Origin of the sequence: Clostridium lundense DSM 17049, from assembly GCF_000619945.1 — a bacterium.
Classification (GTDB): Bacteria; Bacillota; Clostridia; order Clostridiales; family Clostridiaceae; genus Clostridium_AO; species Clostridium_AO lundense.
In genome coordinates this window covers 173,288-197,896 of the sequence record NZ_KK211043.1, presented here as the reverse complement: position 1 = coordinate 197,896, position 24,609 = coordinate 173,288, and the positions used below count along the sequence as shown (strand labels likewise).

The 24,609-nt window shown below is 29.9% G+C and carries 19 protein-coding genes; 8 read left to right on the top strand and 11 right to left on the bottom strand.

Annotation, left to right across the window (positions count from 1 at the left end; translation table 11 throughout):
* Nucleotides 1–113: 113 nt before the first annotated feature.
* Nucleotides 114–1,463, bottom strand: coding sequence for a sigma-54-dependent transcriptional regulator (locus tag T514_RS0122925; protein WP_027626827.1), 1,350 nt, complete (start codon nt 1,461–1,463; stop codon nt 114–116).
* 19 nt (nt 1,464–1,482) lie between these two features.
* Nucleotides 1,483–3,447: a transporter substrate-binding domain-containing protein gene (locus T514_RS0122920; RefSeq protein WP_027626826.1), complete on the bottom strand. Its 1,965-nt coding sequence runs from the start codon at nt 3,445–3,447 to the stop codon at nt 1,483–1,485.
* A gap of 260 nt (nt 3,448–3,707) precedes the next feature.
* On the opposite strand from T514_RS0122920, the gene T514_RS0122915 reads away from it, so the two are divergent.
* The 4 genes from T514_RS0122915 to gltS (T514_RS0122900) all read left to right on the top strand — a co-directional run bounded on the left by T514_RS0122915 (nt 3,708) and on the right by gltS (T514_RS0122900) (nt 8,129).
* On the top strand, nt 3,708–4,247 hold the full coding sequence (locus T514_RS0122915; RefSeq protein ID WP_051542268.1) for a LemA family protein: 540 nt from the start codon (nt 3,708–3,710) through the stop codon (nt 4,245–4,247).
* Between the two features lie 10 nt (nt 4,248–4,257).
* Nucleotides 4,258–5,523: a hypothetical protein gene (locus T514_RS25450; protein WP_051542267.1), complete on the top strand. Its 1,266-nt coding sequence runs from the start codon at nt 4,258–4,260 to the stop codon at nt 5,521–5,523.
* A 119-nt stretch (nt 5,524–5,642) separates the two neighbouring features.
* Nucleotides 5,643–6,665, top strand: coding sequence for an ABC transporter substrate-binding protein (locus T514_RS0122905; protein WP_027626824.1), 1,023 nt, complete (start codon nt 5,643–5,645; stop codon nt 6,663–6,665).
* Nucleotides 6,666–6,938: 273 nt separating this feature from the next.
* The gene (gene gltS / locus T514_RS0122900; protein ID WP_027626823.1) at nt 6,939–8,129 is read left to right on the top strand and encodes a sodium/glutamate symporter; all 1,191 of its coding nucleotides are present in this window, start codon (nt 6,939–6,941) and stop codon (nt 8,127–8,129) included.
* Nucleotides 8,130–8,231: 102 nt separating this feature from the next.
* Here gltS (T514_RS0122900) and T514_RS27625 read toward each other — a convergent pair whose 3' ends face one another.
* Complete coding sequence (locus T514_RS27625; RefSeq protein ID WP_278246549.1) at nt 8,232–8,363, bottom strand: hypothetical protein; 132 nt, start codon at nt 8,361–8,363, stop codon at nt 8,232–8,234.
* Between the two features lie 469 nt (nt 8,364–8,832).
* Between T514_RS27625 and gltS (T514_RS0122890) the strand changes: the two genes are divergently transcribed.
* Nucleotides 8,833–10,023 (top strand): sodium/glutamate symporter, encoded by a 1,191-nt coding sequence (gltS, locus tag T514_RS0122890; protein ID WP_027626822.1) that lies wholly within the window; start codon nt 8,833–8,835, stop codon nt 10,021–10,023.
* Nucleotides 10,024–10,197: 174 nt separating this feature from the next.
* Here gltS (T514_RS0122890) and T514_RS27620 read toward each other — a convergent pair whose 3' ends face one another.
* Nucleotides 10,198–10,329, bottom strand: coding sequence for a hypothetical protein (locus T514_RS27620; RefSeq protein WP_278246548.1), 132 nt, complete (start codon nt 10,327–10,329; stop codon nt 10,198–10,200).
* 281 nt (nt 10,330–10,610) lie between these two features.
* On the opposite strand from T514_RS27620, the gene gltS (T514_RS0122880) reads away from it, so the two are divergent.
* From gltS (T514_RS0122880) to gltS (T514_RS0122870), 3 genes are all read left to right on the top strand, one after another.
* Nucleotides 10,611–11,807 carry a sodium/glutamate symporter gene (gltS, locus tag T514_RS0122880; protein ID WP_027626821.1) on the top strand — a complete coding sequence of 399 codons (1,197 nt, stop codon included), beginning with the start codon at nt 10,611–10,613 and terminating at the stop codon, nt 11,805–11,807.
* Nucleotides 11,808–12,178: 371 nt separating this feature from the next.
* Complete coding sequence (gene gltS / locus T514_RS0122875; protein WP_027626820.1) at nt 12,179–13,378, top strand: sodium/glutamate symporter; 1,200 nt, start codon at nt 12,179–12,181, stop codon at nt 13,376–13,378.
* 330 nt (nt 13,379–13,708) lie between these two features.
* Nucleotides 13,709–14,902, top strand: coding sequence for a sodium/glutamate symporter (gene gltS, locus T514_RS0122870; RefSeq protein ID WP_027626819.1), 1,194 nt, complete (start codon nt 13,709–13,711; stop codon nt 14,900–14,902).
* Nucleotides 14,903–14,947: 45 nt separating this feature from the next.
* On the opposite strand, the gene T514_RS0122865 is transcribed toward gltS (T514_RS0122870), so the two are convergent.
* The 7 genes from T514_RS0122865 to T514_RS0122835 all read right to left on the bottom strand — a co-directional run bounded on the left by T514_RS0122865 (nt 14,948) and on the right by T514_RS0122835 (nt 24,602).
* Nucleotides 14,948–19,255, bottom strand: a complete 4,308-nt coding sequence (locus T514_RS0122865) for a 2-hydroxyacyl-CoA dehydratase (RefSeq protein ID WP_027626818.1) — start codon at nt 19,253–19,255, stop codon at nt 14,948–14,950.
* A 168-nt stretch (nt 19,256–19,423) separates the two neighbouring features.
* Nucleotides 19,424–20,038, bottom strand: a complete 615-nt coding sequence (locus T514_RS0122860; protein WP_034870087.1) for a V-type ATP synthase subunit D — start codon at nt 20,036–20,038, stop codon at nt 19,424–19,426.
* Nucleotides 20,038–21,417 (bottom strand): V-type ATP synthase subunit B, encoded by a 1,380-nt coding sequence (locus tag T514_RS0122855; protein ID WP_027626816.1) that lies wholly within the window; start codon nt 21,415–21,417, stop codon nt 20,038–20,040. Before T514_RS0122855 ends, T514_RS0122860 begins: the two co-directional genes overlap by 1 nt.
* A 15-nt stretch (nt 21,418–21,432) precedes the next feature.
* On the bottom strand, nt 21,433–23,202 hold the full coding sequence (locus tag T514_RS0122850) for a V-type ATP synthase subunit A (RefSeq protein ID WP_034870085.1): 1,770 nt from the start codon (nt 23,200–23,202) through the stop codon (nt 21,433–21,435).
* 12 nt (nt 23,203–23,214) lie between these two features.
* On the bottom strand, nt 23,215–23,817 hold the full coding sequence (locus T514_RS0122845) for a V-type ATP synthase subunit E (RefSeq protein WP_027626814.1): 603 nt from the start codon (nt 23,815–23,817) through the stop codon (nt 23,215–23,217).
* Nucleotides 23,818–23,827: 10 nt separating this feature from the next.
* The gene (locus tag T514_RS0122840) at nt 23,828–24,136 is read right to left on the bottom strand and encodes a V-type ATP synthase subunit F (RefSeq protein WP_027626813.1); all 309 of its coding nucleotides are present in this window, start codon (nt 24,134–24,136) and stop codon (nt 23,828–23,830) included.
* Between the two features lie 40 nt (nt 24,137–24,176).
* Nucleotides 24,177–24,602 carry an ATP synthase subunit C gene (locus tag T514_RS0122835; protein ID WP_027626812.1) on the bottom strand — a complete coding sequence of 142 codons (426 nt, stop codon included), beginning with the start codon at nt 24,600–24,602 and terminating at the stop codon, nt 24,177–24,179.
* Between the last annotated feature and the right edge of the window lie 7 nt (nt 24,603–24,609).

The following is a 24,609-nucleotide window of genomic DNA, read 5'->3' as shown; positions in this document are numbered from 1 at the left end:
CTTTAAAGCGTCTATGTTTTTTATATTTTCTGAAATTTTTGATTAATATTTATTTTTTGTTGACGCTATGTTTATAGACGCTAAATAAAAAAAAGATTGCGACGCAATCTTTTTTAAAGTTCGTATTCTTTTATCTTATATCTAAGAGTTCTCTCTCCCATATTAAGTATCTCTGCTGTTTTCTTTCTATTCCCATCAAACTTTTTCAAAGTATATTCTAACACCTTTTTTTCAATGGATTTTATGTCTTCTCCAACAAATATAGGTATTAAATGATCTTTATCTACCATTATGTTTTCCCTATTAAATATTTCTTCTGGCAAATCTTCTTCCTTTATATAATCACTTTCTGTAAGCACTATAGCTCTTTCTACAATATTTTGCAACTCTCTTACATTACCATTAAAATTGTATTTTTCTAGAGCCTCTAATGCTTTAGCTGTTATGCCTTTGATATTTTTATCTAATTTTACATTATACTTTTTTATAAAATATTCTATTAACTTAGCAATGTCTTCTTTACGATCCCTTAAAGGAGGCAAATTAATGTTAATTACATTTAATCTATAAAACAAGTCTTGTCTAAATCTATTATTTTTAACTTCTTCTTTTAGTTCTTTATTTGTAGCAGAAATAAACCTTACATCTACTTTTATACTTTTTGTAGATCCAATAGGTCTAATTTCCTTATCTTGAATAACCCTTAATACTTTGGTCTGTAAATTTATATTCATATCTCCTATTTCATCTAAAAATAAAGTTCCCTCATTAGAAAGTTCAATAATTCCCTTCTTATCCTCCATAGCCCCTGTAAAAGCTCCTTTTCTATATCCAAAAAGCTCACTTTCTAAAAGATTATCAGGAATTGCTGAACAATTTATTACATTAAATGGTTTTTCCTTTCTCTTTCCTTGAAAGTGTATAGCCCTAGCTACTAACTCTTTTCCTGTTCCACTTTCCCCTGTAATTAATACATTTATATCAATATCCTTCACTCTATCAATCAGATCAAAAACCTGCTTTATTTTTTTTGAGCTTCCAATAATATTATATTTTGAATCTTCATTTATCTGATTACTTAAATACTTTATTTTAGTATTAAGTTTTATATATTCTTCACCCTTCATTAATAATAAACTTAATTCCTCTATATTTATAGGTTTAGTAATATAATAAAATGCGCCACATTTCATAGCCTTTACAGAAGATTCTATAGTACCAAAAGCTGTCATAATTATAATTACTACTTCTGGCTTAATGGTCTTTATTTTTTTTAAAACATCAATTCCATCACTTTCCCCTAACTTTAAATCTAATAATACCATATCTATTTCACATTCATTAATAATTTTAATAGCATTTTCTTCATTATTAGCAGTAAAAACAGTGTAATTATCTTCTAATGCAAAACTTAAAGAAGTGCATATTGAAGTTTCATCATCTACAATAAGTAAATTATACAAAATTATCCTCCTAACTATTCTAAAATTCTAATAAAAATTTCGTCCCTTTATCTTTGGCACTTTCTAAAGATATTCTTACATTATTTTCTGAAAGTAGTTGATAGATTACAAATAGCCCCAAACCAGTTCCAGTAGCTTTTGTAGTATAAAATGGATTATATATTTTCTCAATATCTATTTCATCAATTCCACATCCATTATCTTCAATACATAACAAAAGCCTTTCATCTTGCTTTTCAGTGTAAATATTTATAGATTTATACTCCTTGTCCATACTTTCAATAGAATTTAATATTAGATTTATTAACACTTGCTTTAGATGGTTTTTATCCATAAATATATACACATCTTTATCTATATTAATCTTTACATCTATATTGCTCTTTAATATCTTATCATTAATTAACACCATAATTCCATTTAATGCTCCTAATAAATTTACAGATTCTTTAAATGGTTTTCTAGGTCTAGAATATTCTAACAAATCATTTATTAAATTATTTAATCTTTCTATCTCCTTTGGTATATCTATAGAAATCATTTCTCTAAATCTAGGGTTATCATATTTCTTCGGTATAAGTTCAGCATAAGTCTTTATTGAAGTTAATGGATTTCTTATCTCATGAGCTATTCCGGAAACCAATGTCCCTAGTGATTGCATTTTATCTTTGGTTCTTATAGTTTCCTGAGCTAATTTTTCTTCTGTTATATCTCTAAAACTTATAATAGTTTCCCCTGCATATTTATCACTACTATTCATTAGACTTATCTTATAGCTAATATATATCCTTTTTTCTCCTATTTCTATTTCCTTTTCCATGTTTTTTGCCTCATTATCATGGATTAAAAAAATATCTCCTATTATAGTTTCTTTGTAATCCTTTCCTAGAACCTGGTGTTTATTTAATTTTAACATATTAAGCGCTTCTATATTAATAAAAGAAATAGTTTCTTCCTTATCTATAGTAATAATTCCATTATACATTCTATTTAGTATTTCTTCTCTAAACTCTTTTTCTCCAATAACTTGTTCATTTTTTTTCAACAAATCTATGTTAGCTTCTTTAAGTTTAAAAGTTTGCTTTTTTACCTCTTCTTTTAATACATCGTTCCATCTATAAAATGCTAATATAGCTATAGAAAAAATTACAATTATTAATGAAGCTATTTTTAACATTTTTTGAACATGCCATTTAGGATAACTTATACTATATCCAAACCATTTTCTATATATCATTTCATAAGTACCATTATTTTTTATCTCTTTAAGTGATGTATTGATCAAATTTAATGTACTTGTATTTCCTTTTTTTACAGCTATTGAATAATCAGTAGAATTTAAAGGTGTATCCACTATTTTAATTTTATTTCTTACATTTAATTTATCTATATAATTTACCCCTATTAAACTGTTTCCTATATATGCATCAACATCTCCATTTAGTAGCTTCTTAAAAGCTTCTTCTTGATCTTTTGTAAATACTATTTTCACATTAGAAAATGTTTTTAAATTACTTATGGCCACATCCCCTTCTTGTATAGCTACTTTTCTATTCTCAAGCTTTTCATAAGAACTTATATCTTGATTATTATTTAATGTAAAAATTGATTGAGAGTTTTCTAAATATCCTTCGGAAAAATCATAGAACTTTTCTCTTTCTTTTGTATACTTCATTCCTTGTATTATATCTATTTTGCCTTCCTTTAGCTTTTCGCAAGCCTCTTCCCAATTCATAGGGAAAAACTGTACTTCAATTCCCCCTCTTAATGCTACAGCTCTGATTATATCTACATTAAACCCTGTATATACTCCCTTTTCATCAACATACTCGAATGGAGGAAAATTTATGTCCCCCGCTACTTTGAAAACCTTATTCTTATCTTTATTATTTAAATAACTTTTATTCATTTTCCAATTTACCCCAGATAAAACTACTATTACTAATAGAAAAAATGTAATAATTAACTTTAACTTTTTTTTCATCTCCCTTTCCCCCTTAGTAAAATTTTCACAGAATTTAGCATAGTGTAATTATTAGTATATATCTTAAATTTATTCCTTTTACATTAAATAAAGCTTTTCTTGTATATTGTTTACTCATATACCCATTTTAGTATTTAATTCTAAATAATTATTAATTTTATACTTTATTTACAATAGATTCATCACGAATTATAATTATACATAAATATAATATTATATAAAAACCTATAAAAGCAAATAATTATTTAAGGGGGACAACTATGGCAAACTTAAAAAAATCACACATTATACTAATAGGAATATTAACTATACTTATAATAACTGGATGTAGCTTATTATCCAATAGGTCTACAATGATTTCGCTGGAAGAAAGAATAGATACTCAATATATAGCTAACAAAAGTTCCTATGATAATATGTGGAAAAAATTTAGAGAAATGACTCAAGTTACTGATATACAAGCTAAAAACATGAAGGAGGTTTATAAAGACATTATTATCGGAAGATATAACGATCCTAAATTATTATCAAAAGCAGTATTAGAAAACAATCCTCAATTGGATCAAAAAGTTTTTACAAATTTACAAAGTGAAATTGCCGCTAGTAGAAATGCTTTTAATAATAACCAAAAGCAAATGAATGATATAATACGAGAATATAACTCATTTGTTAAACAAAAATTTATAACAGCAGCTATATTCGGATTTAAAACTAAAGATCCAAAAGAATTTACAGTAACAAGTGAAAGAACTGAAAAAGCCTTTAATACAAAACTAGATGATGAAATTAAATTAAAGTAGGTGGAATACTATGATATTTCTACCTACAATAATAGCAGTTATTATATTAACAATAGTATTAGTCTCAAGAAATGAAACAAACGATTTATTTTTAAATATATTCGTATATGTATTAATAAGCCTTTTTGTTACATTAGGGCTTTATGGACTATTCATGGATACCAAAGTAAATACTAAAGAAGTATGGTCTGGAAAAATTATATCAGTTAATCATATAGAAGAGTATAATGAGCGAGTAACTACAACTCATACAGATAGTAAAGGAAAAAAATATACCACATCTCGTACTGTGCATCATTGCGCTGAAAACTACATCGAAACAACAGATGGAGGTGAAATAAAGGTTTCTCGTAGTTTAGATGGAAAAACTCGTTTTAATGATAAATTTCCCAATACTGATGCAGAGCTAGAAAAATTTTATCCTGTTAATGCTCCTACAGCTTCTATACACACTTATCAAAATAAAGTAAAATCTTCATATTCTATATATAAGCATAAAAATATTAACTTGAAGGAATATAAAGATTTACCCAAATACCCTAAATCAATAAAAAATTATATACAAATAGATAGATTTTTAGGTGACATAAATAATAAAGATAAAGTAATTCAAAAACTCAATGAAGTTAATTCAGATCTAAATACAAAAGAAAAAAATAAACAAGTAAATTTACTATTTGTAAATCTAAAAGACAAACCTGAAGACTATGGCTTTGCCTTACACGATTACTGGGAAGGCGGAAATAAAAATGATTTTGTAGTTTGTTTTAGCAGTAGCGGTAATAAAATAAATTGGGTATATACATTTTCTTGGGCAGACAGTGAAAAATCTGAAAAACTAAAACTAGATGTAAGAGAATATATGCTTAAAACCAGTTTAAATAGCGACTTTACTAAGGTAATAGATGATATAGGAAAAATGATTGAAGAAAATTTTGAACGCAAGGAATTTGCTGACTTTAATTATTTAAATGTAAAAACTCCTACCTGGCTTTATATAATTGTTATCCTTGTAAATATATTTTTTATTTATTCTCTATGTTTCGCAGACAACAAAAGTAATAAGCATAAAGCACATAAGAAAAAAAGAGATAAATGTAAACTAACTAATGTAGATGAAACTAATAATATATGTAAACCGTCCAAAACAAATGAAGCTGATAATATATGTACACTAGATACAACAAATAAAGACTATACAAACTACAAAACAAGTAGTGTAAATGAAGTAACTAAAAAGAAGAAAAAAAGAAAAACTAAAAATTTAACTCATTAAAATAAAGGCTTTCTATAATATTAATCATTGTAGTATTATAGAAAGTCTTTATTTATAACTTAATCACATAATAAAATTTCACTCATATTATAAATTAGAAAAATTATTCGGAGGTTAATATGAGGAAAAAATCTATAAAATTAGCATCTCTACTACTTACATTATTACTCACTTCAACTATATTCTACTCCTGTAAAAAAACCGAAGAACCCAAATTAGAAAAAGTTAGACTAAACGAGGTTGTACGTTCTGTATTCTATGCTCCTATGTATGTAGCCATAAACAAAGGCTTCTTTAAGGAATATGGCATAGATATAGAGTTAACCACAGGTCAAGGTGCAGATAAAACCATGCAACAAGTATTAAGCGGAAGTGCTGATATTGGATTTTGCGGACCTGAACAAGTTATCTACATTTATAATCAAAAAAGAGAAGACTATCCTATTATCTTTGCTCAATTAACTCAAACAGATGGTTCTTTTTTAGTAGGTAGAAAAGCAGAAGCTGATTTTAAATGGGAAAACCTTAAAGGTAAAACTATTATAGGTGGAAGACCTGGTGGAGTCCCTGAAATGGCTCTAGAATATGTGTTAAAAAATCATGGTTTAGACCCAAACAAAGATGTTAAATTAATTACTAATCTAGCCTTTACTGCTACAGCAGGGGCTTTTAAAGCTGGTACAGGTGATTATGTTGCATTATTTGAACCTACAGCTACAATGCTAGAAAAAGATAATGGCGGAAAAATTGTAGCATCTATAGGAGAATCTGCTGGAGTTATTCCTTACACCTGTTTCTTTGCTACCAAATCCTACATGAATATGAAAGAAAATGTTATAGAAAATTTCACAAAAGCTATTTATAAAGGACAACAATGGGTATTAAACAATAGTGACAAAGACGTTGCAAAAGAGATAATTTCCTTCTTCCCTGGAACTGATGAAGATGTTATTGCCTCGGTAATTAAAAATTATAAAAATATACATGCTTATGCAGAAACTCCTGTTTTACAGGAACAAAATCTCAATAGATTAATGGATATAATACAATCATACAAATCCGACCTAATCCCTGAAAGACCTAGTTTTGACAAAATTGTAAATAGCAATATATCAAATAAAGCTATAGAAAAGTCTAAATAAAATTCATATAACATTAACCACTTTTTTTCTTAAAAAAGTGGTTAATAGCTCATTATTCTGCGTGTATCTACTACCATATATATCCACAGTTTCTAAACTTTTTATCTATTTATTAAATACTTTTAAATAAACTTTACTTTGCATAAAAATGAAGGATTACTCGAATTATACATTCAATTGTTTCATTAATTTCATTGATTTTGAATGTTTTCCAAGTTATAATATATATGTAATTAAAATACATTTCAATCATATAATAAAGGGGGTTTTTTTATGGAACTAAAATTAGACATGATGCAAACCACAGCTTTGGCGGTTGTAATGTACTATTTTGGGGGCTGGATTAAAAGAAAATGGCAACTTCTTTATAAGTTCTGTATTCCTGATCCAGTTGTCGGCGGAATCATTTTTGCTATTGTAAACCTTATCTTAAGACAAAATGGAATTTTAAAATTAAATCTTGACACAACATTACAAAAACCATTTATGATGCTTTTCTTTACATCTATAGGTCTTACAGCAAGTATCGAGTTAGTTAAAAAAGGTGGTCTTCAGGTTATTATATTCTGGCTGTGTGCTTCTGTTCTTGCCTTACTACAAGATTGTATAGGTGTAGGACTTGCAAAAGTACTAGATGTTAGCCCATTATTAGGATTAATTTGTGGATCAGTAACCATGACAGGGGGACATGGTACTGGTGGAGCCTTTGCCCCTGTATTCGAAAAACTAGGACTTAAGGGTGCAATGACTGCTGCTATGGCTGCTGCTACATGGGGCCTTGTTTTTGGTTCCTTAATTGGTGGTCCTGTTGGTAAGAGATTGATTGAAAAGAACAACTTAAAATCTCAACCCGAAGCATATGCTTCAGCAGAAGAAGTTTTAGCTGCTAAAGAAGATACTATAAACTATGAAGAATTATTTAAAACTCTTACACTTCTATTAATAGCTATAGGTATAGGTGCAGTTCTAGAAAAATTCTTTACTAGTGTTGGAATAACTCTTCCTTCCTATGTTAACTCAATGATTATTGCTGCCATCATATTAAATGTTGGCGAGTCAACAGGTAAATGGCATGTAAATCAAAAATGTACTGAAACATTAGGTTCAATAGGCCTTAATATATTCCTTTCAATGGCTCTAATTGGTTTAAAACTTTGGGAGCTTGCAGATTTAGCTGGCCCAATGGTAGTTATACTAACAACTCAAACTATATTTATGTGGCTCTTTGCAACATTTATTACCTTTAACTTATGTGGAAAAGACTATGATGCTGCTGTTATTTCAGCTGGACATTGTGGTTTTGGTTTAGGTGCTACACCAAATGGAATGGCTAATATGAGATCTGTTGTTGAAAGATTTGGACCTGCTCCAAGAGCATTCTTTGTATTACCTATAGTTGGTGCATTCTTAATAGACTTTGTAAACGCAATAATTATAACAACTTTTACAAATATATTTCATTAAATAAGCTAGTATCTTAATTTTATCCTATAGCTACGCTCCTGGATAAGTTCTTCTAAGCTTTAGCTGGAGTAAGTATTCCTTTTAAGCAAACTCCACCTAAAGCTAAGAATCACTTGATATAATAAGTCCACTTTTAAAAATACTATATGCTAAATGCATATAGTATTTTTTTACATTTTTCTCCTTCTTTGCAAGATGCATATTTATAAATTTCATTTCTGAACGTTGGTTCATTTAAAGGCCATGCCCCCAATACAAATCAAAGCTTGTTAATTCATCTATGTTTTTTATATTATTTTTTGTTTATATTTTATTCAATTTTAATTTATAAAAATTAATCACACAACAAAGAAGGCACACCCCATTACCATCTTTAATACATTGATACAACTACATTTATAGAAATACTCCAAGTATAACATATTTCATCAATTTCATTTAATACCTTTGGAAATAATGCTTAGTTATACATCTCAAATAATTCCAAAAATATAACTTTATACCGAAACAAAAAATTGTTCTAGACTTATTTTAATACTATTCAATTTTATGTGAAAAATGAATTTTTTTTAAAAAAACTTTCATTTTTTTTAATTTTTACATTGCTTTTTTTAAAACATTTTTGTATAATAAATTTGTATTAAGGGAAACGTTATATTAAAACGTTGTTAATACAATTTTTTTAGTGAAAGGTGGACTTATTATGCAAATTAAAATGGACATGATGCAAACCACAGCTTTAGCAGTTGTCGTTTACTACTTTGGTGCTTGGCTAAAAACAAAGTGGAAATTACTCGACAGATTCTGTATACCTGCACCGGTTGTAGGAGGGCTTATTTTCGCAATTTTAAATCTTATTTTAAAACAAAGTGGAATTTTACAGTTTAACCTTGATACTACATTACAAAAACCATTTATGATGATTTTCTTTACATCTATAGGATTTACAGCAAGTTTAGAACTTGTAAAAAAAGGTGGACTACAAGTTGTTGTTTTCTGGCTAGTAGCTTCTGTATTATGTATAATCCAGGATGGTGCTGGTGTAGCATTAGCAAAAGTTATGAATGCTAACCCATTACTTGGACTTGTTTGTGGATCAGTAACTATGACTGGTGGACATGGTACTGGTGCAGCCTTTGCTCCAATATTTGAAAAAATGGGCTTACAAGGTGCATTAACTGCAGCTATGGCTGCTGCTACATGGGGTCTTGTTTTTGGTTCTTTAATAGGTGGACCTGTTGGTAAGAGATTAATCGAAGGTAAAGGTTTAAAACCTCGTCCAGAACTTTATACTTCTGCTGAAGAACAAGATGCAACTAAGAATGAAGTAATTAACTATGAAGAAATATTTAGAAGTCTTGCATTATTATTAATAGCAATCGGTGTAGGTGCTGTACTTGAAAACTTCTTCAAAGGCTTAGGTATTACATTACCTTCCTACGTAAACTCAATGATTATTGCTGCTATTATATTAAACGTTGGAGAATCAACTGGTAAATGGCACATTAATCAACAATGTACTGAAATATTAGGATCTATAGGACTTAACGTATTCTTATCAATGGCCTTAATAGGATTAAAACTTTGGGAACTTGCAGCTTTAGCTGGTCCAATGCTTGTTATATTAATAACTCAAACTATAATAATGTGGATTTTCGCAACTTATGTAACATTCAACTTAGTAGGAAAAGACTTCGACGCTGCTGTTATGGCTGCTGGTCACTGTGGTTTCGGTATGGGAGCTACTCCAAATGCTATGGCTAACATGAGATCAGTTGTTGAAAAATTCGGATCTGCTCCAAGAGCATTCTTCGTATTACCTATAGTTGGTGCATTCTTAATAGACTTCACTAACGCAATTATAATCACAACTTTCGCAAATATATTCCATTAATATAATAAACCGACATTTCTAATAATAAATAAAAAAGCTATATGCTAAATGCATATAGCTTTTTTTACAATTTCCCCTTCATTTTTGCAGGATTATACATCTATCAACTTCATATAAGAAATAAATTATTTTTATACAAATGTAAAAAACTTAAATTAATGTTTAATGTTTTACCTATATTTTACACATGCTTTCCCTTTTCATTCTTATTCTAAAATAACTTTTAGTTATTAATTCTTTAATAAAAAATAAAAATTCTATTTCATCATAATACATTGATATATCTATATTCAACATTTTTTTCATTTCTTACACTAATATTAATTTTTATTTAATATTTTTTATAAACACAACTTAATTATATTTGTAATTTTATTACATAAATTAAATTTAATATCGAAATATAAATTATTTTCAATTTCTTTTAATTTTTTTCATTTTCACACGAAAAATGAATGTTTTTTTATATAACATTCATTTTTTTTAATTTTCGCATTGATTTTTTGGAAACGTTTAGGTATAATGGGCTTGTATTAGGTAAACGTTTCCCAAAATACCAAAATTTTATATTGAAAGGTGGACTTATTATGGAAATTAAAATGGACATGATGCAAACTGCTGCCTTAGCCGTAGTAATCTACTACTTCGGTGCCTGGGTAAAGACAAAATGGCAACTACTTGAAAGATTCTGTATTCCATCTCCAGTTGTAGGAGGACTTATCTTTGCATTTTTAAATCTATTTTTAAGACAAGCTGGAATGCTAAATTTAACTCTTGACACAACATTGCAAAAACCATTTATGATGGTATTCTTTACAACAATAGGTATGACAGCTAGCATAGATCTTATTAAAAAAGGCGGATTACAGGTTATTATTTTCTGGTTAGTAGCTTCTGTTCTATGTATATTCCAAGATGTGCTTGGTGTAGCTCTAGCTAAAGTTACAGGAGCAAGTCCATTCTTAGGATTACTTTGCGGTTCCGTAACAATGACAGGTGGACATGGTACTGCCGGAGCCTTTGGACCATCATTTGAAAAAGAATATGGTGTAATTGGTGCTACTACTTCAGCAATGGCAGCTGCTACTTTTGGTCTTGTTATGGGTTCTTTAATAGGTGGACCTGTTGGTAAAAGACTTATTGAAAAAAAGGGATTAAGTGCAAATGCAGAGGCTTATGAATCTGCTGCTGCAATTCAAGAAGAAAATACACATGAAACTGTTGATTATCCAGAATTATTTAGAACATTGACTATAATATTAATATCAATTGGTGTTGGTGCTGTTCTTGAAGGATTCTTTAAAAGTATACATTTCACATTACCATCATACGTAAATTCAATGATTATTGCTGCTATTATATTGAATGTGGGTGAATCTACTGGTAAATGGCACGTTAATCAAAAATGTACTGAAATATTAGGTTCAATAGGACTTAATGTATTCTTATCCATGGCTTTAATAGGATTAAAACTTTGGGAGCTTGCTGCTGTTGCAGGTCCAATGATGGTTATACTTATTGGTCAAACCATATTAATGGCTATATTTGCTTACTTTATAACATTTAACTTACTTGGTAGAGATTTTGATGCTGCTGTTATTTCAGCTGGCCACTGTGGTTTCGGTATGGGAGCTACTGCAAACGGAATTGCTAATATGAAAGCTGTAACTGAAAGATATGGTGAAGCACCAAGAGCATTTTTCGTATTACCTATAGTTGGTGCATTCTTAATCGACTTTACTAATGCCATTATAATTTCAATCTTTGCTAACTTCTTTAAGTAAAAATTAAAAATAAAAAAATTGCTGGTATTTAAATCCAGCAATTTTTTTATTTTTTTGTTTATAGATAATTTTCAATCACTTTGCTAATTTAAATTGATATATCCATCTCACTTTGATTTACAAGGATTTCTCCTTTCTCTTATTTTTATTATATTTCTGTATTTTTCTATATAATCTTACCCTTATTTTACATAATTTACTCTATAATCTGACAACTTTTTAAAAAACATAGTTGAATTTTAAAAAAACTTGTGCTAACATGGTACATGTCATAGCTTAGTCAATTAATCCATTATTCTAATGGATTAATTGACTAAACCACTGTTATAATTTTATAAATATAAAAAATTATTAGAAAGGCGGTTTTTATTATGAATATCAAATTAGACATGATGCAAACAACAGCGTTAGCAGTAGTAATTTACTACTTTGGTGCTTGGGTAAAGACTAAAATACAAGTTCTTGAAAAATTCTGTATCCCAGCCCCAGTTGTTGGAGGACTTATTTTCGCTATTGTAAACCTTATCTTAAAACAAAACGGACTTTTAAATTTAAATCTTGATACTACATTACAAAAACCATTCATGATGGTATTCTTTACAACAATAGGTATGGGCGCAAGCTTAGAACTTGTAAAAAAAGGTGGATTACAAGTTGTTATATTCTGGTTATGTGCTTCCGCACTATGTATATTCCAGGATACTCTAGGAGTTATATTAGCTAAAGCTCTTGGACAAAGCCCATTCTTAGGATTACTTTGTGGATCAATAACTATGACAGGTGGACATGGTACAGGCGGTGCTTTTGGTCCATTATTTGAAAAAGAATATGGTGTAGCTGGTGCTACTGCAACAGCAATGGCTGCTGCTACTTTTGGACTTGTTATGGGTTCAATTATTGGTGGACCAGTTGGTAAGAGATTAATTGAAGGCAAAGGTTTAAAATCAGTTGCTCCTAAACAGGACGCTGCTGCTGCAGCTGCTGCTGAAGCAACAAATGAAGTTGTAAGTTATGAAGAAGTTTTCAGAACTTTAGCAATTGTATTAATATCAATCGGTGTTGGTGCTGTTCTTGAAGGATTCTTTACTAGTGTTGGAATAACTCTTCCATCATATGTTAACTCAATGATTATTGCTGCTATTATACTAAACGTTGGTGAATCAACTGGTAAATGGCATATTAATCAGAAATGTACCGATATACTTGGAAACATTGGACTAAATGTATTCCTTTCAATGGCTTTAGTAGGCTTAAAATTATGGGAACTTGCTGCTGTTGCAGGTCCAATGCTTATGATATTAATAGGACAAACATTATTAATGGCATTATATGCATCATTTATAACATTTAATGTAGTAGGAAGAGACTTCGATGCTGCTGTTATGGCTGCTGGTCACTGTGGTTTCGGTATGGGAGCTACTCCAAACGGAATTGCTAACATGACAGCTGTAACTGAAAGATATGGAGCTGCTCCAAGAGCATTCTTCGTATTACCTATAGTTGGTGCATTCTTAATTGACTTTACCAATGCTATAGTCATAACTGCTTTTGTTAACTTCTTTGCTAAGTAAAACTTTGTTAAATTTAAATATTTCAAAAAAGATCAATATCTTCAAGGTATTGGTCTTTTTTTATTTTAATTTTAAATATTTTAAAATTAATACTTAATATTTATAACCCTATTTAACACATTATTTGAATTTTTCTATTTTATGGTATTTCTTTTGACTTTCTTTTAAAAATATGTTGAATTTGCAAAAAACTTATGGTAATATAGTAAACGTCGCCGATTATTGTCTAGTACCTTTTTAATTATTGCACTAATTTGATAATTCATATGGTAATTTGTGAATTATTATAGTTATATTTTTAACAATTTTGATTTGAAAGGAGTTTAAACTATGACATTGAAACTTGATATGATGCAAACAACAGCTGTAGCCGTAGTAATTTACTATTTTGGCTCTTGGGTAAAGACAAAAATATCACTACTTGAAAAATTTTGTATACCATCTCCTGTTGTTGGAGGACTTATTTTTGCTATATTACACACTATATTAAAAGTTAATGGAATTATGGAATTTAATTTAGACACAACATTGCAAAAACCATTTATGATGGTATTCTTTACATCAATTGGTATGGGTGCAAGCTTTGATCTAATAAAAAAAGGTGGATTGCAAGTTATATTCTTTTGGATTTTAGCATCACTATTATGTGTATTCCAAAATGGAGTTGGTGTATTAATCGCCAAAATAATGGGTCAGAATCCATTCTTAGGCTTAATATGTGGTTCTGTAACTATGACAGGTGGACATGGTACCGGTGCTGCCTTTGGTGAACTATTCCAAAAAAGTTATGGATTAAATGGTGCTGTTGAAACAGCTATGGCTGCTGCTACCTTTGGATTAGTAACTGGTAGTTTAATAGGTGGCCCAATAGGTAAACGCCTAGTTGAAGGAAAAAATTTAAAACCTATTATTGACGATGCAAAAAATGATGCTGCTGCTGCTAATGCAGTAGAAGAACAAATTAATTATGAAGAAGTATTTAGAACATTAGGTTTAATCTTAATTGCCATAGGTTTAGGAGCTATACTTGAAAATTTCTTTAAAGGTATCGGCCTTACTTTGCCATCCTATGTTAACTCAATGATAGTTGCAGCTATTATACTAAATGTAGGTGAATCTACTGGAAAATGGCATGTTAATCAAAAGTGTACTGATGTTCTTGGAAATATTGGTTTAAATACATTCTTATCAATGGCATTGATAGGATTAAAGCTTTGGGAGCTTGCTGCTGTTGCAGGTCCAATGCTTGTAATACTTGTAGCTCAAGCTACACTTATGGGCTTATATGCTTACTTCCTTACATTTAATGTTATGGGTAAGGATTATGATGCTGCTGTTATGGCTGCTGGCCACTGCGGTTTCGGTATGGGAGCTACTCCAAATGGAATTGCTAACATGGATGCAGTAAGAGCAAAATTTGGTCCAGCACCTCGTGCTTATTTCGTATTACCTATAGTTGGTGCTTTCCTAATAGATTTTGCTAATGCAATGGTTATAACTTTATTTGTTAACTTTATGAAATAAAAATTTCAAAAATGCTTTTCTGAAGAATTCAGAAAAGCATTTTTTTTAATAGTTTATATTATATTCATCATTTAGATTTTTAATAACATGCTTACTTTGTTTTTTATCAAGTTTTTCATTATGAATTGCATATTGTAAATTTTTATGAGCTACTGATAACATTAATTTTATTCTATTTAATTGATTTACCTCACTTGCTCCTGGATCATAATCTATTGCTGCAATATTTGCTCCAGGATACACTCTTTTCAATTCCTTAATCATTCCTTTTCCTGTTACATGATTAGGTAGACAAGCGAATGGCTGCATACAAATTATATTCTTTACTCCTGTTTCTATAAGTTCAATCATCTCAGCAGTTAAAAACCACCCTTCACCAGTTTGATTACCTATAGAAACTATTGATGAAGCTGATTCTGCTAATTCTTCAATTTTCTCAGGAGAAGTAAACCTATTGCTATTATTTAAAGCTTCCTTCATTTCCTTTCTATAAAACTCCATAGCTTTTATAGCCCAATTACTTACCATCATAGATATCTTGCTACCAGATAATTTTTCATACCTATAATTTGCATCGTAGGCACAATACATAAAGAAGTCTAATAAATCTGGTACAACTGCCTCTGCACCCTCTTTTTCTAGTATATCTACTATATTATTGTTAGCTGTAGGGTGGAATTTAACCAATATTTCTCCAACTACTCCTACCTTTGGTTTAAGAATATCATTAATTTCTAAGTTATCAAAGTCCTTTACAATATTATAAATGTTTTCTTTAAATCTTTTTCTGTTACCATCTCTAACATTTGTCTTACATTTCTTCATCCATTTGTTAAATAATAAATCAGCTGATCCCTTTATTTTTTCATAAGGTCTCACTCTATATAATACTCTCATTAACAAATCTCCATATATTAGAGACATTAATCCTTTATTTATAAGACTTAAAGATACTGTAAATCCTGGATTTTTTTCAAGTCCAATTACATTGGCAGATATTACTGGTATATTTAAAAAACCAGCTTCTTTTAAAGCTTTTCTCAAGAATCCTATATAGTTTGTAGCTCTGCACCCTCCCCCTGTTTGTGAAATAATAACAGAGGTATTATTTAAATCATATTTACCTGATTTTAATGCTTCTATCATTTGGCCAACAACAATTATTGATGGATAGCAAGCATCATTATTAACATATTTTAAACCTTCATCTATACACTTTTTATCAACAGAAGGTAATACCTGCAAATTATACTTTGATGCTCTAAAAGCTTCCTGAACTAATTCAAAATGTATAGGTGCCATTTGAGGACATAATATAGTATGTTTTTTCTTCATATCCTTAGTAAAAATTATTCTCTCATCTGTTTCTATCTGTTTATTAGGTTCAAAGCCATTTTTGTCTCTTTCCTTCATAGCTGCCATTAAAGATCTTATCCTAATCTTTATAGCTCCTAAATTACTTCCTTCATCAATTTTTAATACTGTATATATTTTTCCATATGCATTTAATATCTCTTGAACCTGATCAGTGGTAACAGCATCTAACCCACAGCCAAAGGAATTTAACTGTATAAGTTCTAGATCCTTTTCATTAGCTACAAAGCTAGCTGCTGCATAAAGTCTTGAGTGATACATCCATTGATCTACAACTCTTAAAGGTCTTTCTACCTTTCCTAAATGAGCTACTGAGTCTTCTGTAAGCACTGCTATACCAAAAGAAGTTATTACCTCTGGTATACCATGGTTTATTTCCGGATCAATATGATAAGGTCTTCCTGCAAGAACTATCCCTTTTTTCCCCGTAGATTTTATATATTGAAGTACTTCCCTACCTTTTTCCCTAATATCTTCTTTAACTTTTCTATCCTCTTCATATGCCTTATCTACTGCCTTACTTACTTCTTCCATTGATATATTAAAACTCTTAAATTCCTCATAAAATCTTTTTATCAATCTTTTTTTATTATCAATTGGCAAGAAAGGATTCATAAATGTTATACTTTTTTCCTGTAATACATCCATATTATTTTTTATTACTTCAGGATAGGATGTAACCATAGGGCAATTAAAATGATTATTTGCTTCCCTTATTTCCTTTTGCTCATAAGGTATACACGGATAAAATATGAAATCTACCCCTTTATTTACCAAACTAGCAATATGTCCATGTACCAATTTTGCAGGATAACATGCAGATTCTGACGGAATAGTTTCTATACCTAGTTCATATAATTTTTTAGAAGACCTTGGTGATAATTCTACCCTAAACTTTAAATTTGTAAATAAAGTAAACCAAAATGGGTAGTTCTCATAAAGATTTAGAACCCTCGGTATACCTACTATTCCCCTTATAGCTTCTTCCTTACTTAACGGTACATAATTAAATAATCTATTATACTTATATTTGTAAAGGTTAGGGATATCATTATTATTTTTCTCTTTTCCTTCTCCCCTTTCGCATCTATTGCCTGATATAAACTCTTCACCATTATCAAATTTATTTATAGTTAAAAGACAATTATTAGCACACTTTCCGCATCTTTTCATGTCTATAGAAGTATTAAAATTCATTAATCTATCTAAGGTAACTAATGTACTGACATATCCATCTGAGTACTTTTCCTTTGCAATCAATGCTGCTCCAAAAGCTCCCATTAATCCTGCAATGTCTGGCCTTACTACTTCTCTTTCTGATACAATCTCAAATGCTCTAAGTACTGCATCATTATAAAATGTTCCACCTTGAACTATTATTTTTTTACCAATTTCCTCAGGATTTCTTATCTTGATTACCTTAAATAATGCATTTTTTATTACAGAATAAGATAATCCAGCTGAAATATCCCCTATAGAAGCCCCTTCTTTTTGTGCCTGTTTAACTTTTGAGTTCATAAATACAGTACATCTTGAACCTAAATCTACAGGATTTTGTGCTAGTAATGCATGTTCAGCAAAATCCTGTACCCTCATGTTTAATGAATTAGCAAAAGTCTCAATAAAAGAACCACATCCAGATGAGCATGCTTCATTTAGCATAATACTATCTATAACACCGTCTTTTATCTTTAAACATTTCATATCCTGCCCACCAATATCTAAAATAAAATCAACCCCTGGCAAGAAAAATTCTGCTGCTTTATAATGAGCTATAGTTTCAACTTCTCCTAAATCTACTGATAACGCCGCCCTTATAAGGGCTTCGCCATAACCTGTTACTGCTGAATTTATTATATTAGCTTCTTTAGGTAGTATACTATATAATTCTTTTAAAATATTTATAGTTGATTTCAAAGGATTTCCCTTATTGCTACCATAATAAGAATATAATAAATTTCCATCCATATCTAATAATGCAACCTTTGTGGTAGTAGATCCTGCATCTATTCCTAGGAAACAATCTCCTTTAAAATGAATCAATTCTTTTCTATTTACTGTATGACTATTATGTTTTTTTCTAAACTTTACTAATTCTTCCTTTGTGAGGAAGAAAGATTTTAACGTCTTCACATCTTCGCTACAACAATCTTTCATGTTCTCTAATCTATCTTTTAAATCCTTAAAATTTATAACCTTATTTTCCTTAGCAGCTAAAGCTGCTCCCATAGCAACAAATAATTGAGAATTTTGTGGAAATACAACTTGGTTTTCTTTTAATTTCAGTGTCTCTATAAATCTATTTCTTAATTCCGATAAAAAATATAACGGTCCTCCCAAAAACGCTACATTACCTCTTATAATTTTGCCACAAGCTAAACCACTTATAGTTTGATTTACTACTGCCTGAAAAATAGATGCTGCTATATCTTCCTTTGCTGCACCTTCATTTAATAATGGTTGAATATCTGTTTTTGCAAACACACCACATCTCGCTGCAATTGGATGTATAACTGTATAACTTTTAGCTAAATTATTTAATCCAGCAGCATCTGTCTGTAACAACGCAGCCATTTGATCAATAAAAGCTCCTGTTCCTCCAGCACAAGTACCATTCATTCTTTGGTCTATTCCGCCTCTAAAAAATGTAATTTTAGCGTCTTCTCCACCTAATTCTATGGCTACATCAGTATTAGGTATAAATCTTTCTATAGTGTTTGTACAAGCTATAACTTCTTGTATAAATGGTACATCTAACCACTGAGATACAGCAAGACCACCTGAGCCGGTTACCATAACATTAATATTTCTATTGCCAATATCTTCATAAGCTTCATTAATTACATTGACAATAGTACTTTTTATGTCTGAAAAGTGCCTTTGATATTTACTATAAACTATCTCTTCATTGCAATCTAGGGCTACAATCTTTATTGTAGTTGATCCTATGTCTAGTCCTAAATGTAATACCTTTTCCATAATGCTATCACCTTTAAAATAATAATAAGATTTTATACCTTTCTATTAATAATAATAACCATATAACTAATAAAAATAACCATATATTTAAAATATATGGCTATTATATACTTTTAATTACTTTAAATCAATAGATATAAGAGCTTGATTTATTACCATTTAAGCCAGTTATCTATGCTTTTTCTTCTTAACAACTTTAAGCCTAAAGAAATCTTCTCTTTCCTTTTCTTCTAGCACTTCACCAATATTTTTAATTAATTCCTTAAACCTTGGAATCTGTATATTTTGAAGTGCATTAGCTCTTTTCTGAGTTTTCTTAACTTCCATAGCTAATCTATATACTGCATTTTCAACTTCTGCTAATTCATATATTAAATATCTAACTTTGTTAAATTTATCATAGGCAATATCCATAGCTGAATTAGTTTTATAAAAACTATAGTTATGATTTATATCCTGCTTGTCAAATTGAATATGGGGTACTTCTACCCCCATAACAGATTTAAAAATTATATTATAATCTTTTGCTTGCGGAATAGTCATGGCTATTTGATCTACTTCTTGTATTCCCATAGTTATATTAGCATTTTTTAATGCCTCATATGCTTCATTAAAAGTTACATTTATTTCTTCTCCTAATTTTTTTGATAATTCTACATAAGACATTATTTCTCTAATAAGTACATTTCTTTTTTTATCTAATAATTCAAAACCTTTTTCTGAAAAATCTAAAGAACTTTCTGCACTAATCAAATTCGCCTTTGTTGGAGCTATATTTTCCATCAAACATCACTCCTATAGTACTTATTCAATAAATCTGGACTTATTCTATCTAGTTCTGATTTATCTAAAATACTCAGCATATCCCATGCTAAATCTAAAGTCTCTTCTATATCTCTATTTTCATCAAATCCTTGATTTAAAAATTTATTTTCAAATTCCCTTCCAAACTTCATATATGTTTTGTCTATAGGTGATAGCTCATCCTCTCCTATTACCTGTGCTAAAGCTATTACATCTTGTACATGAGAATAGCTAGAAAACACTTGATTTGAAACCTCTGCATGATCTCCTCTAGTAAATCCTTCACCTATTCCATCCTTCATCAATCTAGAAAGAGAAGGTAATATGTTTACTGGGGGATATATATCTCTTCCGTATATGGATCTACTTAAAACTATTTGTCCTTCTGTTATATATCCAGTTAAATCTGGTATAGGATGAGTTATATCATCATTTGGCATTGTTAAAATAGGTATTTGAGTTATAGAACCCTTTCTTCCATTCATCATTCCCGCTCTTTCATATAATGACGCTAAATCTGAATATAAATATCCTGGATATCCCTTTCTACTAGGAACCTCTTCTCTTGATGATGAAAGTTCTCTCAATGCTTCACAATAATTTGTCATATCAGTCATAATAACTAAAATATGCATTCCTTCTTCAAATGCCAAATATTCTGCTGCTGTTAATGCACATCTTGGGGCTATTATTCTTTCTACTATAGGATCATCAGCTAGATTTGTATACATTACAACTCTTTCTAATACACCTGCTTCCTCAAAACTTTTTCTAAAGAAGTCTGCATCATCATGCTTTATTCCCATAGCAGCAAATACTACTGCAAACTTTTCATCACTATTTCCACTTATCTTTGCTTGTTTTACTATTTGAGCAGCTAATTCATTATGAGGCATACCATTTCCCGAAAATATAGGAAGTTTTTGTCCCCTTATTAAAGTTGTTAAACAATCAATAGAAGATATTCCTGTTTGTATAAAGTTTCTTGGATATTTACGTGCTACAGGATTCATTGGCATACCATTTACATTGTATTTTTTTGAACTATATATTTCTCCCCCTCCATCTATAGCCTCTCCTACACCATTAAATTCTCTTCCTAAAATATCTGTAGAAAGACTAATTTGAAGTGGTTTTCCTTTAAAAGATACCACAGTATTATGAAGGGATATACCTGTTGTAGACTCAAAAACTTGTATTATTGCTTTATCCTCATATAGTTGAACTACTTTACCTTTTCTTTTTTCTTTTCCATCTACTTCTATTTCAACAATTTCATCATAGGATATTCCTTCTACATCAGATAATATAATCAAAGGACCTTGAACCTTATCTAAAATTAAATATTGCTTCTCCAATTTTCAAATCCCTCCTCACTGTTGCTTATATTTGGTCATAAGTTCTTCATAAAAGCTCTTTATTTCTTCTTCTAATTTATCTATACCACTAAAATCATCATTAGGAATGTTATATTTCATTTTATATAGATCATCAAATATTTCCTTATTCTTAATTTGGGAAATTGGAGCTCCTATCTTTACACAAGAAGATGATTCATCATATAACAATTCTATAACTTTTAACATCTTATACTGCTTTTGCATAGGAACATAAGTATCATCTTTATGATATGCATTTTGTTGTAAAAAACCTACTTTTAATATTTTTGCAACTTCCAAAATTAATCTTTGGTCATCAGGTAATACATCTTCTCCAACCAGTTTTACTATTTCTTGAAGTTTATTTTCTTCAAATAATATCCTAAGCATTTTTCCCCTTAAAGCCATCATATCTGGTGCTATATTATCCTCATACCAATTTCTTAATGTAGGGATATATCCACTATAACTTGTAAGCCAGTTAATTGCAGGATAATGTCTTGAATAAGCGAGCTTTCTATCCAAGCTTAAAAACGCACTTACAAATCTTTTAGTGTTTAAGGTTACAGGCTCTGAAAAGTCTCCTCCTGCTGGAGATACTGCACCTATAACTGTTACAGAGCCATCTGTATTATTTAAGTTTTCCGTATAACCCGCTCTTTCATAAAATTCAGCTATTCTAGAAGGTAGATATGCTGGATACCCCTCTTCTGCTGGCATTTCTTCAAGTCTTCCAGAAATCTCTCTTAAAGCTTCTGCCCATCTAGATGTAGAGTCTGCCATTATGGCTACATGGTATCCCATATCTCTAAAATATTCTGCTATAGTTATACCTGTGTATATACTTGCTTCTCTTGCTGCAACAGGCATATTAGATGTATTAGCTATTAAAACAGTTCTATTCATAAGTGACATATTAGTCTTTGGGTCAATTAACTTAGGGAAATCCTCTAGTACCTCTGTCATCTCATTTCCTCTTTCCCCACAGCCTATATATATTATTATGTCTGCATCTGACCATTTAGCTAATTGGTGCTGAGTCATAGTCTTACCTGTACCAAATCCTCCTGGTATAGCAACAGTTCCTCCTTTAGCAATTGGGAAAAAGCTGTCCAAAATTCTCTGTCCTGTAACAAGAGGTATATCTAAACTCTTTCTTTGTTTAACAGGTCTTGGTTTTCTAACTGGCCACATTTGATATGATTTTAGTTCATATACATTTTCTTCATCTCTAATTTTAACTATATTTTCCTCTATGTCATATTTACCGCTTTCATTTACCCAAATAACTTCACCTTCTATATTAGGTGGAATCATTAACTTGTGAACAATAAGGGGTGTTTCTTGAATCTTAGCATAAACATCTCCACTTTTTAACTTGTCACCTTTTTTTACTACTACTTCCACATCCCATTGTTTTTCACTATCTATAGTTATTAATCCGATACCCTCTTGAATAAATCCATAATTTATTTCATTTATCTTTTTAAGGGGTCTTTCTATACCATCAAATATATTTCCTATTATGCCTGGTCCCAACTTTACAGATAGTGGCATTTCCGTAGAAAATATTTTTTCTCCTACTCTTAAGCCAGAAGTTTCTTCATAAACCTGTATAGTAGCTATATCTCCTTCTAATATAATTATTTCTCCGATAAGCTTCTTCTCACCTACCATTACCATTTCTCTCATTTTAAAATTTGCCATACCTGTTCCTTTGATTACGGGACCATTTATTCCTATAATAATTCCTATCTTCTCCAAGATTACACCTCCTTATTTAAGAGCTTCCATTACCATTATTCCTACTTTTTCTTTACTATGATAAATATTATTAAGTAAAGTATTATCTACTCTAAACTTCATATCCTTATCTTGAAGAATAAAGCCTCCTATAATATCATCTTTACTTTCTTTTATTTGGACACTATTATTTAATATATTTTTCATCAATTCATCTTTATATTTTTCATAGTCATTTTTGGCTAAATAGATTGTAAATTCTTTTTCATCATATTTTTTTACAGCAGAATCTATTTCTTTATATAAATATGATTTATACTCTTCTGTTTGAGAATACTCTTTAAATTTATCCTTCAATTCCTCTAGTAGATCGTTTATCATATTTTCCTTTAAACCTAGTATTTCTTTCTGACTTTGTATTTTGGCTTTTGACACAATTTCTCTGCCTTTTATCTCAGACCTTTTTGTTATAATATTTATTGATTTTTTCTTTTCAGTATCTATTTTTTCTTTTTCCTTTTTCAATACCTCTTCTTTTTCTTTTTCAAACACTTCTAAATCCGCTCTTATCTCTTCGTCTATTTTATCAAAAACTATTTTAGAGAAAAGTTTTAATTTATCATCTATAGTAACCATATTTATCACCTCAAATCTTCAATCCAATAGCTTCTTTTATATAACTAACAATCCAGTCTGTTTCTTTTGAACTACCATGTCTATCAGGAATTTCTATTATTAATGGAAGATATTTAGATAGTTTTATTGTTTTCATTTCCTCTTTTATAAGGGATCCTATTTTTTCAGTTATAACAATAATACCTATATTTTTTTCCTTAGATAAATCCTCCATAATCTTTAAAACCTCTTCTCTAGTATGAACTACAGTTCCTGGTATACCAGCTATTTTCAATCCTACCAAAGTATCTATATTATCACTTATTAAATATGTTTTCATAATTATACCAACCCCTTTACCAGAGTTGTACACCTCCAAATTAAAGTTTTGATAAAATCATAATTGAAATAATCAAGCCATAAATTGCTATACCTTCAGCAAGTCCAACATATATTAATGTTTTACCTAATATTTTTGGATCTTCTGATACAGCACCTAATGCTGAAGAACCTACTGAACCAACTGCGTATCCAGCACCTATAGTTGCAAGTCCTGTACAAAGAGCTGCTGCTATATATCCCATTCCTACAGCTGTCCCTACTGATGCTTCTCCTGCTGCATGTACAATGTTAGGTATCATAAATATTATTGCTGCACTGATCGTTGGCACAAATGCTCCTAAATTTATTCTTAAAGCTTTTTTTATTTTCAACTTTCCTGACATGTCCTCTTTAAATCCTTCTACAAAACCATAAGTTATTGTTCCTATTGCTATTATAAAAGTTACTATTAACATATAAATCATAATATTA